Below are 17,582 nucleotides of genomic sequence, written 5' to 3'. Positions count from 1 at the left end.
TTAATTGACGAATAATTAGGCGCAATGTGGCCTGCTAACGGCTTTGTGCTTGATTTTTAGATGGTATTGGCCGCATGGTCAGTTATGGTTGAAAATGGTTCGGCCGTTCCGAGGATCGGTTGGACCCAAAAAGTTGGGCCACTGAGCGTGGTGCAGCGGCGATTTTGGAGAGCGACGGGATGGCGGAGAAGGAGTCGTATGCGATCGGCGGGGACACCTCGCTCACGTCCGGCATTGCCCCACCCTGGGAGCGGGAGGCGGCTGACCATCCGGTGGTCAAGCAGGCGGTCAAGGACGTCGCAGCGCGGATCTTCGATCGGATTGCCTCTGGCCGTTTTTCGTTCGCGACCCGCCTTCCAGCCGAGCGCGAGCTGTCGCAAGAGTTCGGGCAATCGCGGAACACCATTCGTCAGGCCATCGAATTTCTCGAAGCCTACGGAATTGTTTCGCGCCGGGCCGGCACCGCAGCGTTTGTCAGCTTCCGATTTGGCACGCCCCCCAACCCCGCGGCTGAGCAAGCCGGGATGATGAACATTGCGGTGTTGGCCGAAGCCATCTCGCCGTTCGAAATGAATGTGGCCCAATCCATCATCGAGCCCGAGATCGCACGATTGGCCACGATCTCGATGTCCATTCGCGACCTAACCAACTTGAGAGGGGCGCTTGCAGAACTCGAAGACATTACCGCCGATGCGGAGCGGTTCGCGCACCTCGAGAAGCAATTCATGATGTCGCTCTGTCAGGGGACTCGCAATGCGGCGATCATCGGCATGTATCGCGTGCTGAGCGAGGTGCGTAAACAGCCGCAATGGTGCGCGGACAAAAAGCGCTCGCTTACGCCCGACCGCATTCGTGATGCGCAACGCGCCCTGCGCTCGCTGTTCACCGCGCTGGAGCGCCGCAATGTCGACAACGCGGTCGAGTGCATGAGGCTCTACATCGCTTCGTCGCAAGAGGACATGATCTATGCTGCCCCATAGAGCCGGACCGACGGTCGTGAAGGAGACCTGGATCACATACTCCCATGCGCTCTAGGAACCCGCTGGCGTCGGCGCTGTCGGTGGCGCTCGCCGATCACTCAATCGAATCGCCGACGCTTCTGAAGGTGGGATTTCTTGCCCCGCTGTCAGGCAAGTTGAAATCCTGGGCGGAACCCGGGTTCAACGGCAGCCTGATTTGGGCCGACCGCGTGAACGCCGCGGGCGGCGTCAAGGTCGGCATGCGCCGTTACATGGTCGAACTCGTGCCGTTCGACACGAAATTCCAACCCGACCTTGCCCTCGCCGGGGTGAAGAAGCTGATCAATGAAGACGATGTGAAGTTCATCCTCATGGTGGGGGGCAATGACTTCACGGAGCAGGTGCGTCGCGTGGTCAACCAGCATCGGATGCTGGTGGCGACGCTGCTGCCGAGCGATCTCACTCCCGACGCGCCGACACTCGTTGCGCCGAGTGAAGTGCATCCCATCTATAATGTCACCGGTGTCGACTGGTTGAAGCGTCACGATCCGTCCTTGAAGACGGTGGCGATTTGTACGCAGGACGATCTGCACGGCTGGCCATCGATCGCAACCTATCGCGCCGCCTTCGAGGCCGCCGGCATCGAGCTTGTCGCCGAGCATCTGTTTCCGGTGGAGACGGTGGAATTCGGTCCCATCGTCGAAAAGTTGATGCAGCACCAGCCTGATATTCTTTGTTGGGACACGGCGTACGAACCGTTCATGCACGCCTTGACCAAAGAAGCCTTCAAGCGCGGTTTCAAGGGCCGGCTGCTCTCCTGCACCTGCGACAGCTATCGAGACCTCATCGAGCAAACGAGCGCGGAGTTCATGGAGGGCTTCGTTTTCCAATTCCCTGACTTCGACGATCCGAAGCTCGCTGACTCGCAGGTGAATTTTGAAGACGCGAACGGATTTTACGAGGAGTTTTGCGCCCGATTTCCGAATACATGGAGTGCCGTGTCGTGGGAGTATGCATCAACTCTTGAACTCTGGAAGATGGCTGTGCAGCGGGCCCGCACGTTCGAGCCGTTCGCGGTGCTTGCCAGCATGAAGTTCGGCCGTGTCGGGCACCACGCATTCGGCGACGCGACATGGTGGGGCGACGAACTGTTCGGAATTGACAATGCGCTGGTCGGGTCCTGGCCCGTGGTGATGATCCAGGACGGCAAGGCGCGCATTCAAGAATTTTCGTCAATTCCCGACTGGTGGGCCAAGCACAAGTCGATCCTGGTGCGCCACATGCGCGAGCTCAATCTGATGTGGGATCAGCGCGCCGCGGCTCACATGCCCGGTTTTCCCTACCAGAAGCGACGGTCGATCGAAGACGGCCTTTGAGATGCGGCTGGCGGGTTTGAAGTCAGACCCTCGGTTTCCACTTTTACGGAAATGCGTTAGCCGCCAAGTCGCCGATATTTCTCCGTCATCGCAGCACAATCGCGGCGTAGAGAACGATCCTGCGCGGACGATATTCCTTTCAGGCTGGCCTCCACCGGCCCGCGCACAAGGAGCGCTTTCGACCCTCCGTTAAGGTTTGCTTAACTGGTTAAGGGTTACCTGGAGAGGGTACTCAGGGTGTGTGGCATGTTAAGTTCCGTGCGTAAATGTCATCAATTCGCGTGCGTCGAGCGCGTCAAGATCGGGATGATCTTGGCCTCCGCCGCGTTATTGGGCGGTTGCAGCGCCGATATCACAAGGTTCGATCTGGGCAATCCGGATGGCGCGCGAGCGCACTCGGAGAATTCCTACGGAACCACGGGCCGAACGGCCTCCAACGAATACGGCTCGGCCGCCTATGACCGTGCACCGAGCGGCAGCGAAGTGTCGCGCTCCGACCTTCCGCCGCCGCAGGGTTCGCTGACCACCAGCGCCATTTCTCAGGACCAGCGCCCGGGCTACGGCCAGCCGCCGCGGCAGCCGGCCTACGATCAGCGCTCGAGCGGTGCGCCGGCTTACAACAACAGCGGTAGCTCGCGCGGCGCGCCCTCGTACGGTTCGGGTGGCTACGGTGCGGCCCCGCAGGGCAATTCGCAGTATGGCGCGTCGGGCGCTTCCGGGGCTTCCGGGGCTTCCGGCTATGCCAACGCACCTGCCTCCGGCAGGGTGCCGCCGCTCGCGTCGCACGAAACGAGCGCCAAGGGCGAGATGATCGAGGTGCGTCCGGGCGATACGCTCTATGCCCTCTCGCGCCGCCACAAGGTTTCGCTCAACGAGCTGATGTCGCTCAACGACCTGTCGTCGCCGAGCCTCAAGCCCGGCCAGAAGCTCTACCTGCCGGCAGGGAGCGCAGGTGGCACTGCCGTGGGCGCCGCGACGCAGACCGCGCGTCCCGAGCGTGAGATCGACGACACTCAGCATGTGGCTGCGGCTCCGTCGCATGCGGCTGTCGACGCGCCGGCTGATTGGAACGCCAACTACACCGTGCGTCAGGGCGACAGCCTCTATGCGATCGCGCGCCAAAATGGCGTCAAGCTTGCCGATATCGAGCGCTACAACGGCATTTCGGACTCGCGGAAGGTGAAGCCCGGTACCGTTCTGAAGGTTCCCGGCCAGGGCGGCGCTGTGCCGGTTGCGGAAGCGGCTCCCGTCGCGGATGCCACGCCTACCGCGCGCGCGCCTGCTGCCTCGCCGACGCCGGGCGCTGTTCAGCTCGGCGAAGTCACCAACAGTCCGCCGCAGACGTCGTCGTCGCAGCAACCGATGCTGCTCAACGGCAGCGGCGGAGAGCGTGTCGCCAAGGCCGAGACGCCCGGCTCGGCAAGCGATGCCGTGTCGCCTGCGAAGGCGCAAAACGCAGGCTCGGTGGCCGATACCGGCCGCCTGCGCTGGCCCGTCGCTGGAAAGGTGATCAGCAGTTTCGGCCCGCGTCCCGACGGCACGCACAACGACGGCGTCAATCTCGCGGCGCCGATGGGAACGGACGTGCATGCGGCCGAGACCGGTGTCGTCGCGTACGCCGGCGACGAGCTCAAGGGCTACGGCAATCTGGTTCTCGTGCGCCACGACAACGGCTGGGTGACGGCCTATGCGCACGCTGACGAAATTCTCGTCAAGCGCGGCGACCGCATCAAGCGCGGGCAGGTGATCGCCAAGGCCGGACGCTCCGGCCAGGTGGATCAGCCGCAGGTTCACTTCGAGCTGCGGCAGGGGCAGAAGCCGGTCGATCCGACGCCCTTCATGGAACGGCTGTAAGTTCGGCAACGGGCAGCAGGCAGCCGGCAGCCGGCAGGAAGGACGCGGGTCGCCGGCAGCGGTCGGTTCGTGGCGATCGCCCTGCTGCCTGTTGCCCCGCTGCCTGCTGCCTAGTTCAGCGTCTTGCCAAGCCGCCCCGCCAGATCCTGCGTGAACTGCCAGGCGACGCGGCCCGAACGGCCTCCGCGCGTGATGCTCCATTCGAGGGCGTCGCGGATAAGTTCGTCGCGCGCGACGGGCAATCCGAAATGGGCGGCATAGCTCTCCACCATCGCCAGATAGTCGTCCTGGCTGCAGTTGTGGAAGCCCAGCCATAAGCCGAACCGATCCGACAGCGAGACCTTCTCTTCGACCGCCTCCGACGGATTGATGGCGGTGGAACGCTCGTTGTCGACCATGTCGCGCGGCATCAAATGGCGGCGGTTCGAGGTGGCGTAGAAGAGCACGTTCTCCGGGCGGCCTTCGATGCCGCCTTCGAGCACGGCCTTGAGCGATTTGTAGCTCGTGTCGTCGCGGTCGAAGGAGAGGTCGTCGCAGAAGACGATGAAGCGATGCGGGGACGCGCGCAGCATGGCGAGGCAAGCGGGCAGGGTGGCGATGTCCTCGCGGTGGATCTCGACGAGCTTCAGTCCGGCTTTGCTCCGTCTGCCTTCCTGAGCGATCTCGGCGTGAACGGCCTTGACCAAACTGGACTTGCCCATGCCGCGCGCGCCCCAGAGGAGCGCGTTGTTGGCCGGCAGGCCGGTGGCGAAGCGGCGGGTGTTGTCGAGCAGCTGGCGCGCGGGGCCGTCAATTCCGCGCAAGAGCGCGCGGGGGAGCCGGTTGACCTGGGGGACCGGCTGGAAGCCGAGGGCGGCCGCATTCCAGACAAAAGCCCCGGCTGCTTCGAAGTCCGGCGCTGCCGGCGGCGGGGGTGCCAAGCGCTCCAGGGCAGCCGCGATACGTTCCAAGAGGGCGGCGTGCCGCGTGTCGTCGGTCATTGCTTGCTTTGCCTTGAAATTCGGGAGGTTGGCTGGGGTTTTGGCCGGTGACGCGCCACTTTATTACGGTGCCCGCGACGCGCCAGCCCCTCCGTGGACCGCAGCTCCCGCGGGGCCTCCGCGAGGGTTGCAAACCGGGCGCTGGCCTCTATAGTCGCGGCCGATCTCAGGCGGACGGGCTTGCGGAGGGTATCCTCCGACAAGATCGGCCGCATTTCGCTTCATCACATCACTCAAGACGATCCGGCAAGGACCAGTCAACCATGTTCATTACTCCGGCCTTCGCGCAAACCGGCACCTCCATGGGGGATCCGTTTACGGGTCTTCTGATTCCCATGCTGCTGATGGTTCTGATCTTCTATTTTCTCGTCATTCGTCCGCAGAGCCAGCGTGCCAAGCAGCATCGTGAGATGATCGAGCGCGTGCGCCGCGGAGATACCGTCGTGACGTCCGGCGGGTTCATCGGCAAGGTCTCGCGCGTGCCGGACACGTCCGACGAGATCGAGATCGATCTCAACGACACGCTCAAGGTTCGCGTTCTCAAGAGCACCCTTCTCGATGTGCGCTCGAAGAGCGAGCCGGTGAAGGACCAGACAAGCACGAAGTAGCTGGAAGCGGCGCCCGTCCGGGCGCGCCGGCACAAACAAGAACCAAACGCACCGCAAAGGTACGCACTCTCATGCTGCACTTCGAGCGCTGGAAGATCATCGCGATCCTGGGGACGATCTTCGTCGGGTTCCTGTTCGGGCTTCCCAACTTCGTCTCCAAGCAAACTCTTGAGTCCTGGCCGAGCTTCCTGCCGAAGCGGCAGATGCCTCTCGGCCTCGACCTGCAGGGCGGCGCGCATCTTCTCCTTGCACTCGATACCAAGGAACTCGAGAAGGACTGGCTCTCCAATCTGCGCGAGGACGCGCGCAAGAATTTGCGCGAAGGCAAGATCGGATTTTCCGCGATTGGCGTGACGGCGGATTCGGTGCAGGTGCGTCTGGTCAAGCCCGAAGAGAGCGATCAGGCGGTTAAGGACCTGAAGAAGCTCGTGCAGCCGATCGGCAATACGATCCTCGGCACCAGCGGCAACGACATCCAGGTCGAGAAGGGCAGCGAGCCTGGCTTGATCCTTCTCAAGCCGACGGCATATGGCCTTCGGGAGCGCGTATCGCACGCGACAGCGGCGTCGATCGAGACGATCAACCGGCGCGTCAACGCGCTCGGAACGGCAGAATCGACGGTGGTTCGCCAGGGTACCGATCGCATCCTGGTTCAATACCCGGGCCTCACCGACACGGCGCAGCTCAAGGAGCTGATCGGCAAGACGGCGAAGCTCTCGTTCCACGCCGTGCATCCTACGGTCACGGCCGAGGAAGCGAAGCTGACGCGGCCGCCAATGGGCTATCGCGTGTATCAGGCGGACGAAAAGGAAAAGGAAGAAGGCTTCCCCGCCGCTTACGTGCTGGCGGAGACGGCCGTCGTGCAGGGCGACGATCTCGTCGACTCGCAGCCCGGCTTCGATCACCAGACCAACGCACCGATCATCAGCTTCCGCTTCAATCAGTCCGGCGCGCGCAAGTTCGGCACGTTTTCCAAGCAGCATGTCGGCGAGCCGTTCGCGATCGTGCTCGACGACAAGGTGATCTCGGCGCCTGTGATCCGCGAAGCCATTCTCGGCGGCTCGGGCCAGATCTCGGGCAATTTCACAATCGAAAGCGCCAACAACCTCGCGATCCAGCTTCGGTCCGGCGCGCTGCCGGCGAAGCTGACCATCGTGGAAGAGCGCACGGTCGGTCCGTCGCTGGGTGCCGACAGCATCGAGGCGGGCAAGCTCGCGGGCTACGTCGGCATGGGCGCGACAGCGATCCTGACAATCCTCGCCTACGGGACGTTCGGCGTTTACGCGGTTCTCGGTCTCATTGTGCACGCCTTCTTGATTTTGGCGCTGATGTCGGTGATCGGGACGACGCTGACGCTGCCTGGCATCGCTGGCTTCGTGCTGACGATCGCCATGGCCGTCGACGCGAACGTTTTGATCTACGAGCGCATGCGTGAAGAACTACGCACCGGCCGAACGGCCATCGCTTCGATCGAAGCCGGCTTCCAGAAGGCGTTCGTCACCATTCTTGATAGTCAGATCACGACGCTGGCTGCGGCCGTCATCATGTTCTGGCTCGGCTCGGGTCCGATCCGCGGCTTCGCCGTTACGCTGACGCTCGGTATTCTGACGTCCGTGTTCGCGGCCGTGACGGTCACCCGTCTGCTGGTCGCGATGTGGGTCAAGAACGCCAGAGCCAAGGGCACTCGCAACCTCTCGGTGCCGATCTAGCGGTCGCGCCGAGCAGATCTGTTCGTGCCAGTTTCCGGAACCGACCGGACATTCAAATTGAGAAGGTGACCCGATGTTTCTTGTGCCTGACTTCAAGGGAATAGACTTCTTCCCGCACGGCACCCAGTTGCCGTTCATGAAGTACAAGAATCTGTGCGTGGCCCTCTCGGTGATTGCCATGGCGCTGTCGCTCGCCGTGATCGCGGTGAAGGGCTTCAACTACGGCGTGGACTTCAAGGGCGGCTCGCTGATCGAAGTGCGCGCCAAGTCCGGGCAGGCGGACATCGGTAAGATGCGCGACACGCTTGGCGCATTGGGGCTCGGTGACGTTCAGATCCAGAGCTTCGGCACCGAAGCCGACGCGCTCATTCGCGTCGAGCAGCAGCCCGGCGGCGACGACGCGCAACAGGAGAGTACGAATAAGGTTCTCGCAGCGCTCGGCAACGATTTCGAACAGCGTCGCGTGGAGGTCGTCGGACCGGCTGTTTCCAGTGAGCTGCGCATGACGGGCTTGATCGCGGTTCTCGCGTCGATCGCCGCGATTGTCATGTACGTCTGGTTCCGGTTCGAGTGGCAATTCTCGGTCGGCGTGGTGCTTGGCCTATTTCATGACGTGTTGGTCACGGCCGGCATCTTCTCGTTCTTCCAGCTCGCGTTCGATCTCTCCATCGTCGCGGCGCTGCTCACCATTCTAGGTTATTCGGTCAACGATTCCGTCGTGGTCTCGGATCGTATCCGTGAGAACCTGCGGAAATACAAAAAGATGCCGCTGACGGAGCTTCTGAACCTGTCGATCAACGAGACGCTCTCACGCACCATCCTGACCGGTGTCACGACCATCGCGGTGTTGTTCGCGCTCTTCTTCCTCGGCGGTGACGTGATCCGAAACTTCACCTTCGCCATGCTGTTCGGCGTCGTGATCGGCACGTATTCTTCGATGTTCATCTCGGCGCCCGTGATCGATTTCTTCGGCGTCAAGCGCGATTGGAGCGATGCGGCGGCGGTTGCCAAGGCGGGCGGGGCAACGACGGCTCGCCCCTAGTCAGCGAGGGCGCGTCCATGACGGCGCGGGCCCATCTGCCGATCCAGGTTCCGATTGAAGCCTACGGCAACGGGGGCTTCCGCTTCGGCGGCATGAGCCATCGCGGTTCGGTGCTGTGCCTGCCGAGCGGGATCTGGGACTGGCCAGTCGGCGCAATGACCGATCTCGACCCGGACAAGCTCTCCGACGTGTTCGCGGCGGGGAATGCGGTCTCTCTTCTTCTCCTCGGTACCGGTTCAACGCTCGTGCCCGCGCCGCGCCCGCTGCATGAGGCCTGCAAGGCGGCCAACGTCTGGCTCGAAGCGATGGATACGGGAGCCGCCGCGCGCACCTATAATGTGCTGCTCGCGGAGGGGCGGCCGGTTGCCGCGGCGCTGATCGCGGTCGCATGATGGCCTCAGCGCATTGAGATCGAAAACCGGATGACCGACGCCGCCGCAGATGTGCGCCCGACCGACCGCGAGGTTCTCGACGCAGCGCGGACCTTCGATCGCGATCGCTACCTTGCCGCGTTGCTTGCTCCGAGTGGCGCGCGCGCAGATCTTCTCGTGCTCGCGGCCTACCTCGGGGAGATCAAGCGCGTTCCGCTGCTCGCGCGCGAGGCCGCGATCGGAGAAATCCGGCTGCAATGGTGGCGCGATGCGGTTTCGTCCGAGGCGACGAGCGGACACCCGGTGGCGGACGCCCTGCGCGACGTTGCGCGGCGGCGTATGCTCGATCCGGCGCTGCTGGTCCTGCCCATCGAAGGCTACGGGCGGGAGCTGTACGAGGACGGAGTCGAGGATGCGCGCGCGCTCGATGATTATGTCGACGAGACGGAAGGGGCCGCAATCCGGCTTGCGCTTTCAATTTTAGGTGGCGGATCCGTCAACTCCGCTGCGAGATGTGGCGAAAACGCGGCGCGGGCGCTGGCGTTGACACGGCTCGCCCTCACGCTGCCACAGCAACTTGCTCATGGTCGGTTGCCGATTCCGGGTGAACTTGTGAGTCGGGTGCGCGATCCGCGTGGATGCGGCGTGGACGACGCGCGCAGTGCGGTGCGTACGCTCATGTCGGAGCTGGCGCGTGATGCTCGTGCGGCCGTCGCTCGTTTGCGGGGCGATGGTCCGGAGCTGGACGCGGGGTACCTCGATGCTGTTTTGCCGGTCGCGCTGGTCGAGCCGTATCTGGCGGCCGCGCTGAAGCCGGGCCGGGATGTGTTGGGAAGCGTGGCGGACATTTCGCCGCTTTCGCGTGTCGTGAGGCTGTGGTTCGCTCATTGGCGGAGGCGCGTATAGGTCGCGCCCGCGGGCGAGCGTCCGATGGGAGCATGAATGTTGCGATCCCTTGCGCCAATTTTTCTAGCGGTCGTGCTCACCGCCGTTTGTGGACCCGCGTCGGCTCAGTATGGCGACGGGCCGCACGATGGCTTCGAGCAACGCTCGGGCGATCAGCCGTTTGCCGATCCGGGTGAACCAACCCCTGCGGAGCCGGACCTCAGTGCGCCAGAGCTCGGCGAGCCAAATTTCAATGAGCCAAATTTGGGGGAACCGACACTCGGAGAACCGACACTGGGGGAGCCGACGACGGGAGAGTCGGCGCCGGGCGAACCGCCGGTGGCTTCGCCGCAGGCGGCCGATCCACGCTCTGATCACGCTGCCCCCGATCAACCCGCCGCCGCGCCGCACACTGCTTCGCCGACGTTGGGCGAACCGGGACCGGGCATACCTTTTCCGCCGGCCGATGGACAAGCCGCGGTGCCGCGCTATCCGGGCGCGCCTCTCGATCCGCACGCAGCACCAGGCTCCGAGCCGATGGGGATCGACGACCTCGCGTCGATGGCATCCGTCGAGATCGAATGGCGGGTCGAAAATCCTTTCCGTCTGTTCACCGATCCGAAGGATACCGAGATCCACCGCGCGACCTATCTCGAGCTCTCGCCGGCGCAGCGGCGGACCGCGCCTGTTCTCGCCGCCGAGCATGCGCTCTCGCGCCGCCACGAGGCGGGCTGGGCGGAGACCATGTACAGCAAAACGTGCTGGATCAATTCACGCAATCGCTACGTCTGCCCGAACGGCGACGACTACATCAATCCGAAGCAGCACCGCGTCGTGCTCACGCTCAAGGGCGTTCCCGAGCCCGATGTCGATTGCCGCTGGATCACGTCGTCGCTGCGCGAGGGCGACGGCGGAGAAAGCCTTCTGACCCGGCCGTGCAAGGAGCCGGTGCTGTTCAGCGCGCCTTATCCGTCGGGGCTTGCCGTGCGTGTCGAAATCGGCGGCATCACCGTGGCTTCGACCGAGGTCAAGGTGCGCGACATCTTCGTGGTCGGGGTCGGCGACAGCTTTGGATCCGGCGAGGGCAATCCGGATGTGCCGGTGCGCTTCTCGCCGGAGCGGACAATCGAATACGGCAAGGGCGGCGGCTCAGGATCGCTCAGCGGTTATCCGGCTCGCGTCGGTCCCTGGAAGCAGGTGGGCGACGACGCGTTCGTGAAGGAAAACGCGCGTTGGCTGGATCAAGCCTGCCATCGTTCGCTTTATTCCTATCAAACGCGTGCTGCGCTCGAACTCGCGGTCGAGGATCCGCACCGGGCGGTGACGTTCGCCGGCTTCGCCTGTTCGGGCGCCGAAGTCACGTGGGGCATGTTCCTGCGCTACAAGGGCAACGAGTGGGTGCCGAACCCGCCGGATCTCTCGCAGATCTCGGCTGCGGCCGACGCCCAGTGCGGACGCGTCGAAGCGCCGAAGCAAGACATGCCCGAAGCCTACCACATGCACGGCGTCATTCCGGAGCTGCAGGGCGGGCTCGTGCTCTCGAAATGCCCGGCCGACAAGGCGCGCAAGATCGATCTTCTGCTGATGTCGGTCGGCGGCAACGACATCGGCTTCGCGCGTCTGGTCGCGAACGCCGTGCTCTCGGATCAATCGCTGGTGCGCAGTCTCGGCGGCTGGTTCGGCCAGGTGCACGGCAACAAGGAGAGTCAGGAGCTGCTGACGCGGCTCGACCAGCGCTACAAGGCGATGAACCGGGCGCTGCACGGCATCCTGCACATCCCGTGGGAAGAAAGCGATCGCGTGATCCTGACGGGGTATCCGCCGTTCGCGCTGCTCGACGACAAGGGCTCGATGTGCGCCGATGGATCGGCCGGCATGGACGTGTTCGACGAGTTTGCGATTACGCAAAAGGCGGCGCTCTCGAGCGCGTGGCTGGCTGACAAGCTCGATCAAATCATGAAGTCCAGCGCGGAACTGCACGGCTGGAGTTTCGCCTCCGAGCACCAGAAAACCTTCGTTGGCCGCGGCATCTGTGCGGGGCACACGAACGGGCTCGGCCAAACGGTGGACGATCTGCGCTTGCCGCGCCGGAAGGGAAACGTGTGGGAGCCGTATAACCCCGCGCTGTTCCAACCCTATGCCGCGCGGCGGCGCTGGTTCCGCACTCCGAACGACGCGTTCCTGACCGGCAACTTCCACGTCGCCGGTTCGGTGATGCAGAAGGTGCTCAAGCTGCAAAGCTTCTCGTGGTTCCAGGTGTTGCTGGCCGCGACCTACTCCGGCGCGTTCCATCCCTCGGCCGAGGGTCACGCGGCGATTGCGGATTCGGTCGTGGAGCGGGCACGCGCGGTGCTCTCGCGGCACGGGCAGACATCGCCCGCGGCGGCTGCGTTCAACGACGCGCCCTAGCTTTATCCCGCGGCTCCGCTGCCGAGCTCGTGGGATTATTCGGCGGCTTCGCTGCCGAACTGGAGCTCGGACAGGCGCGCGTAGAGGCCATTCCGCTGTGCCAGCTCGCGATGGGTGCCGCTCTCGACGATGCGGCCCTTGTCGATCACCAGAATGCGGTCGGCCGTCTGCACGGTGGAGAGGCGATGGGCGACGACGATGGTCGTGCGTCCCTTCGTGAGCGTCTCGAGCGCGCGTTGCACGGCGACCTCGTTCTCGGTGTCGAGGGCGCTGGTGGCTTCGTCGAGCAGGAGGACGGGCGCGTTCTTCAGGATGGCACGCGCAATCGCGATGCGCTGGCGCTGGCCACCCGACAGAGATACGCCGCGCTCGCCGAGACGGGTGTCGTAGCCCTTGGGAAGCGCACGAATGAAGCCGTCGGCCTGGGCTGCCACGGCGGCGCGGATGACGTCCGTCTCGGAGGCCTCCGGTGTCCCGTAGCGGATGTTCTCGGCAACCGTATCGGCGAAGAGCGCGACATCCTGCGGCACGAGCGCGGTCGCGGCGCGCAGCTTGTCGAGCGCGACGGTGCGAATGTCGATGCCGTCGAGGCGGATCTCACCGGCGGTCGGATCGTAGAAGCGCAGGATGAGATTGAGAATGGTCGACTTGCCGGCACCCGACGGGCCGACCAGCGCCACACGCTCGCCGGGCGCGACGCGGAACGACACGCCTTCGATGGCGGGCACACCCGCGCGGCCGGTGTAGCCGAAGCGGACGGCGTCGAATTCGATGTCGCCCTTGACCGGTACGGGGAGCGGCACCGGATGGAGCGGCGATTTGATCTCGGGCTCGATGGTGAGAAATTCGGTGATGCGTTCGGCGGCGCCCGCGGCTTGCGTGGTTTCGCCCCAAACCTCGGACAGCTCGCCGAGTGCACCGGCAGCGAACAGCGCGTAGATCACGAACTGGCCGAGACGGCCGGCCGTGATCTCGCCGCTCAGCACCGAGGCCGAGCCATACCACAGCACGCCGACGATGCTCGATACGACGAGCAGAATGACGAGGCCGGTGAGGCCAGCGCGGGCGCGCATGCGGTCGCGCGCGGCGGAGAACGAGCGCTCGACGGATGAGGCGAAGCGCGTCGCGACGGCGTCCTCGTGTCCGAAGGCCTGCATGGTGCGCACGGCCTGGAGATTTTCGGCGGCGTAAGCGGACGCCTCGGCCAGCGTATCCTGGGCGCGGCGCGAGAGGCGGCGGACCACGCGCCCGTAGCCGATCAGCGGCAGCACGATGATGGGAATGGCGACGAGCACCAGCAGCGACAGGCGAGGGCTGGTTACGATCATCATCGCGAGCGCGCCGATCAGCATGATCACGTTGCGAAGGGCTTGCGAGATCGCCGTGCCGGCCGCGGACTTGACCTGAGTGGTGTCGGCGGTGAGGCGGCTCATGACCTCGCCGGAATGGGTGCGCTCGTAGAAGTCGGGGCCGAGGCGGGCGAGATGAGCGAAAACGTCGGCGCGCAGATCGGCCACGACGCGCTCGCCGATCCAGTTGACGAGGTAGAAGCGCGAGGCGCTGGCGATTGCCAGCACGACACCGATCGCAATCAGCATCATGAAATACTGATCGATCATGGCGCCGTCCCGGTCGCCGAAGCCGTGGTCGATCATGCGGCGGACGGCTGTCGGCACGGCCAGCATGGCCATGGCCGAGAGAACGAGTGCGACACCCGCGCCCGCTAAGCGGGCCGGATGGCGGGCAAGGTAGGGCTTCAGCGCCATCAGGGGACGCAGGGACCGGCGGCTCGCCGCCGCGGCGTCATCTTCGGACGAAGGAATTTCGGACTGTGCGGGCTTCGCCGCCGCAGGGCGTTCACTCAGACTCAAGTCTTGATCTCTCGAATTAGGCGTTTCCCGGCCACGCTTTAGGGCGTTTGCATTTATTTTGACCATGCTCGACATTCGTCCCCGGCGTCAACGATTTGCGGCCTGGTGGTTCGGATTGCCACGGGGCGCAAAAGGGCGCGCAAAACGTGCCGCGCAGGGTGCCGGGGGCCTTTAAGTGGTTCGCTTTGCCTCGTTTTTCGATGCTTGTGCGCACCAAGCATCTCGACTATAGAAGCGCATCCAGAAATTCGGGGCCGTGCCGGTGTCGGGCATACCGCCACCAATTCGGGGGCGTTCGCGCGATTGTCGCGCCGCTAGTCCGTTTGGCCCCATTTGAGCGAGCACGGTTATGAAAAAAGACGGCGACCTGCATCCGGACTACCATCAGATCACGGTTAAAATGACGGATGGTTCGCAATTCGTCACCTATTCGACGTATGGCAAGGAAGGCGACGAGCTGACGCTCGACATCGATCCCAGCTCGCATCCCGCTTGGACCGGTGGCGATCAGCGCCTCATGGACCGCGGCGGCCGCCTGACGCGCTTCAAGAAGAAGTTCGAAGGCTTCCTCAAGGAGTAGTCGCGGCTTGGGCGGCCGATGCGTTGCGCCGTTACGGCTGCACGCGTATCCGCCCCTCGGCGCTTCACTTCGAAAGCATAGAAAAAGGCCCGGCATTGCCGGGCCTTTTTTGCATTTCGGAGTTTCGATGCGCGAGGGTTGCGCCCGAGCTTAGCGCGCGGCGACGCGGCGCGGGCTCAATGCGAATGCTTGCTCGAGGTTGCTGATCTGCGTGGCGACCGGGTTGACGACCGGCGCCTCGTCGGTTCCATCCGCGGGCGGCAGCATCGCGCGGTCGAGCTGTACGATGCGATCGTGCAGCATGAAGCTCGCGTCGATGAGATCTCTCAGACCCTGCGGAAGATCCGCAAATCCTTTGGTGTGCGCCGGGCGGCCGAGGGTTTGCAGCTTCACACGCGCGCGCTTGGCCTCGGCCTGCTCCGCGGTGATCTCGCCTTCCTTCAGTGCGCGCCGGATGAGCAGCCATGACGCAAGCTCAAGCAGCCGCGTCGTGAGACGCATGCTCTCGGTGGCGTACAGAACCGTAACCTGGCTGGGGAGGCCTTTGGACTCGCGGCGGCCGTCTCCATCGAGGTAGGCGGCAGCACGCTCGACGAGCGCCATGCCTTCCGTGAACACTCGATCGAATTGTTCGGACGCCTGGAAACGCTCTCCGAAGGAGACCGTTTCGCCCTTGGCTGAAAACAGATTTTCTACGCGGGAACCGTTGCTCATGACACGCTTCGATACAAACGCCTACACATTGGACACCTTAGCATCGGCAGATCCTAAGAGACCATAGTTAAGAAAGTTGGCCAAAAACGAGACGAAACGATGCTCTAACGCCGTTCGTCCCCACAGCAAGAACCTATGCAAGAGACGTGCAAGAGCCGCGCCTAAAAAAATGAGCCGCCTCGCGGCGGCTCAGAAGTCAACAGGGAGGCGTCAAACAGGGTGGCTAGGCACCACCCCAGGATCCAGTGATCTGGATGACGAGAAGCATACGCCGCGATCCCTAACGAAAGCTTAAGAGTTGTCGATTTCGAATCGACGTCGCATTCATGATGCCGGAGCGTTGCGGTAAACGCCGTGCCCCATCATGGCACACATCGACGGCGCGGGGCGGTGAAGGACTTCGCGGTGTCAGGAGATCGTGTCGGTGCTGGAGACGAGCACCTTGTCGATGCGCCGGCCGTCGAGATCGACGACCTCGAACCGCCAGCCCTCCTGCTCGATGAACTCGCCTGTCTTTGGAATGTGCTGCAGATGGGCGAGGACGAAGCCGGCGGCCGTTGCGTAGCCGCGCTTCTCGGGCAGCGTCAGGCCGAACTGGGCCGCCAATTCGTCCACCGGCATAGAGCCGGCAACCAGCCAGGAGCCGTTGGCGCGCTGGACGGCGTTGGGCTCCTCGCCCTCGGACTTGAAGGCGCCGACAATGGCTTCCAGCACGTCGGCAGGTGAGACGAGCCCTTCGAAGTGGCCGTATTCGTCATGGATGAGGGCGATCGGAACATCGGCCTCGCGCAGAATGCCGAGGGCATCGAGGGCATCCATGGTTTCGGGAATGATCGGCACCTTGCGGATATAGGCGCGGATGTCGAGGGGGCGGCCGGCTAGGATCGCCGCCAGCAGTTCGCGGGCGCGCACGACGCCGATCAGCGTATCGATCGAGCCCTCACCCACGGGAATGAGCGAGTGCGGCGTCTCGATCAGCTGCTGCTTGATCTCGTCCTCGGACGTGGCGACGTCGAGCCAATCGACATCGGTCCGCGGCGTCATCAGGCCGATGACGGTGCGGTCGGCGAGCCGCATGACGCCCGAAATCATCTCACGCTCATGGCTTTCCAACACGCCTGCGGCCTCGGCCTCCATGATGACCATCGAGATTTCTTCGTCGGACACCTGGCTTTGATGCTGCTCGGCCTGGCCGAAGACACGGAAGACAAGGCGGGTCGACGCATCCAGCAACCAGATGGCCGGACGGGCGATGCGCGAGAACGCAGTCATGGCCGGTGCGACGATGCAGGCGATGGCCTCGGAGTTCCTCAAGGCGACGTTTTTCGGGACCAACTCGCCGATGATAACCGAGAGATACGTGATGATCGCAATGACGATGCCGTAGCCGAGCGGCACGGCCACGCCCGCCGAGAAGCCGGCGTCCTGCAACGCGGCGTTGGCGTACTCGCCGAACGTTTCGCCGGAGTAGACGCCGTTGATGATGCCGATGAGGGTGATGCCGATTTGGACGGCGGAGAGGAAACGTCCCGGATTGGCGGAGAGGGCCAGGGCGCTTTTCGCGCCCTTTTTTCCCTGCGAGGCCATCGCGCGCAAACGGGGCTGGCGGGCGGATACGACGGAAAGCTCGGAGAGCGCAAAGAGGCCGTTCAAAAGAATGAGGCCCAAGACGATGAGGAGGTCGGTCACGGTGTTTGCGGCCGACCGTCGGTCGAGCCACTCCAAGGTTGCGAAGCGGCCGGATGCTATCGACACATCATAGGCGGGTCAATGCACTCAAATTGACGGATTGCCGCGCATAGTATTCTCGAAACGGCGCGCTTTTTCGGGAGATTTGAGCACCCGTTGCTCGAAGCGCGAGGTTTCGCGAGCGATCGTCAAGTAAATGAGGTTGCGCAGCCTGCGCGAGAGCTTGCCGCTCGGCACGCCAGATTTTTTCGTAAAGGGCTACGGCTTTTTGAAAAGCGCGTCGGCGGCCGATTCATGGGCGCGCTTTTTCGCGAGTTCGGCTGCCACCCGCTCGATCTCGGCGGCGAAGGCGGAGATGCGGGCCTCCAGCTCGGCCACCGACAGCGTCTCGAGATTTTCACCAACGGCGATCGATTTCGGCGCTGCGGGCCGAACGTCGTCCCAGTCCATGGCTTCCTCCGCGTGTCCGAGCTGTTTCTCGCCCTTGGGGTGGCATGACCCGCGTTCCGCGGGGTGGCATGAGCCGCGTTGCGCA

The 17,582-nt window shown here is 63.9% G+C and carries 15 protein-coding genes; 10 read left to right on the top strand and 5 right to left on the bottom strand.

All coding sequences use genetic code 11. The features are described 5' to 3' along the window. Window positions 1-179 precede the first annotated feature (179 nt). From ACTIFK_RS04855 to ACTIFK_RS04845, 3 genes are all read left to right on the top strand, one after another. A complete protein-coding gene (locus ACTIFK_RS04855; protein ID WP_439541917.1) occupies window positions 180-980 on the top strand; it encodes a FadR/GntR family transcriptional regulator in 801 nt (266 codons plus the stop codon). A gap of 80 nt (window positions 981-1,060) precedes the next feature. Continuing rightward, window positions 1,061-2,335 (top strand): ABC transporter substrate-binding protein, encoded by a 1,275-nt coding sequence (locus tag ACTIFK_RS04850; protein WP_439541916.1) that lies wholly within the window; start codon window positions 1,061-1,063, stop codon window positions 2,333-2,335. A gap of 306 nt (window positions 2,336-2,641) precedes the next feature. Beyond that, the gene (locus ACTIFK_RS04845; protein ID WP_439541915.1) at window positions 2,642-4,189 is read left to right on the top strand and encodes a peptidoglycan DD-metalloendopeptidase family protein; all 1,548 of its coding nucleotides are present in this window, start codon (window positions 2,642-2,644) and stop codon (window positions 4,187-4,189) included. A 110-nt stretch (window positions 4,190-4,299) separates the two neighbouring features. On the opposite strand, the gene ACTIFK_RS04840 is transcribed toward ACTIFK_RS04845, so the two are convergent. Beyond that, the gene (locus tag ACTIFK_RS04840) at window positions 4,300-5,169 is read right to left on the bottom strand and encodes an ATP-binding protein (protein ID WP_439541914.1); all 870 of its coding nucleotides are present in this window, start codon (window positions 5,167-5,169) and stop codon (window positions 4,300-4,302) included. 263 nt (window positions 5,170-5,432) lie between these two features. Between ACTIFK_RS04840 and yajC the strand changes: the two genes are divergently transcribed. From yajC to ACTIFK_RS04810, 6 genes are all read left to right on the top strand, one after another. Further along, window positions 5,433-5,777: a preprotein translocase subunit YajC gene (yajC, locus tag ACTIFK_RS04835; RefSeq protein WP_439541913.1), complete on the top strand. Its 345-nt coding sequence runs from the start codon at window positions 5,433-5,435 to the stop codon at window positions 5,775-5,777. A gap of 71 nt (window positions 5,778-5,848) precedes the next feature. Next, on the top strand, window positions 5,849-7,486 hold the full coding sequence (gene secD / locus ACTIFK_RS04830; protein ID WP_439541912.1) for a protein translocase subunit SecD: 1,638 nt from the start codon (window positions 5,849-5,851) through the stop codon (window positions 7,484-7,486). A gap of 73 nt (window positions 7,487-7,559) precedes the next feature. After that, the gene (gene secF, locus ACTIFK_RS04825) at window positions 7,560-8,528 is read left to right on the top strand and encodes a protein translocase subunit SecF (protein ID WP_439541911.1); all 969 of its coding nucleotides are present in this window, start codon (window positions 7,560-7,562) and stop codon (window positions 8,526-8,528) included. Window positions 8,529-8,545: 17 nt separating this feature from the next. Then, window positions 8,546-8,920: an Mth938-like domain-containing protein gene (locus ACTIFK_RS04820; RefSeq protein ID WP_439541910.1), complete on the top strand. Its 375-nt coding sequence runs from the start codon at window positions 8,546-8,548 to the stop codon at window positions 8,918-8,920. A gap of 30 nt (window positions 8,921-8,950) precedes the next feature. After that, window positions 8,951-9,805: a squalene/phytoene synthase family protein gene (locus ACTIFK_RS04815; protein WP_439541909.1), complete on the top strand. Its 855-nt coding sequence runs from the start codon at window positions 8,951-8,953 to the stop codon at window positions 9,803-9,805. A 459-nt stretch (window positions 9,806-10,264) separates the two neighbouring features. Further along, a complete protein-coding gene (locus tag ACTIFK_RS04810; RefSeq protein WP_439541908.1) occupies window positions 10,265-12,193 on the top strand; it encodes a hypothetical protein in 1,929 nt (642 codons plus the stop codon). A 35-nt stretch (window positions 12,194-12,228) separates the two neighbouring features. Here ACTIFK_RS04810 and ACTIFK_RS04805 read toward each other — a convergent pair whose 3' ends face one another. Further along, on the bottom strand, window positions 12,229-14,130 hold the full coding sequence (locus tag ACTIFK_RS04805) for an ABC transporter transmembrane domain-containing protein (protein WP_439541907.1): 1,902 nt from the start codon (window positions 14,128-14,130) through the stop codon (window positions 12,229-12,231). A gap of 283 nt (window positions 14,131-14,413) precedes the next feature. Here ACTIFK_RS04805 and rpmE point away from each other — a divergent pair, with 283 nt between their 5' ends. Beyond that, entirely contained in the window at window positions 14,414-14,644 is a 231-nt protein-coding gene (gene rpmE, locus ACTIFK_RS04800) for a 50S ribosomal protein L31 (protein WP_439541906.1), read from the top strand. Between the two features lie 150 nt (window positions 14,645-14,794). Here the strand turns inward: rpmE and rcdA are convergent, their stop codons facing one another. From rcdA to ACTIFK_RS04785, 3 genes are all read right to left on the bottom strand, one after another. Continuing rightward, window positions 14,795-15,358, bottom strand: coding sequence for a protease adaptor protein RcdA (gene rcdA / locus ACTIFK_RS04795; protein WP_439541905.1), 564 nt, complete (start codon window positions 15,356-15,358; stop codon window positions 14,795-14,797). 408 nt (window positions 15,359-15,766) lie between these two features. Next, complete coding sequence (locus ACTIFK_RS04790) at window positions 15,767-17,047, bottom strand: hemolysin family protein (RefSeq protein ID WP_439541904.1); 1,281 nt, start codon at window positions 17,045-17,047, stop codon at window positions 15,767-15,769. A 258-nt stretch (window positions 17,048-17,305) separates the two neighbouring features. After that, on the bottom strand, window positions 17,306-17,497 hold the full coding sequence (locus tag ACTIFK_RS04785) for a DUF1192 domain-containing protein (protein ID WP_439541903.1): 192 nt from the start codon (window positions 17,495-17,497) through the stop codon (window positions 17,306-17,308). Window positions 17,498-17,582: the final 85 nt, after the last annotated feature.

This window comes from Hyphomicrobium sp. (assembly GCF_051860585.1).
In the GTDB taxonomy this organism is placed as follows: domain Bacteria; phylum Pseudomonadota; class Alphaproteobacteria; order Rhizobiales; family Hyphomicrobiaceae; genus Hyphomicrobium_C.
Note: the sequence above shows the minus strand (reverse complement) of the source record. Positions and strands in the feature narration are given on the sequence as shown.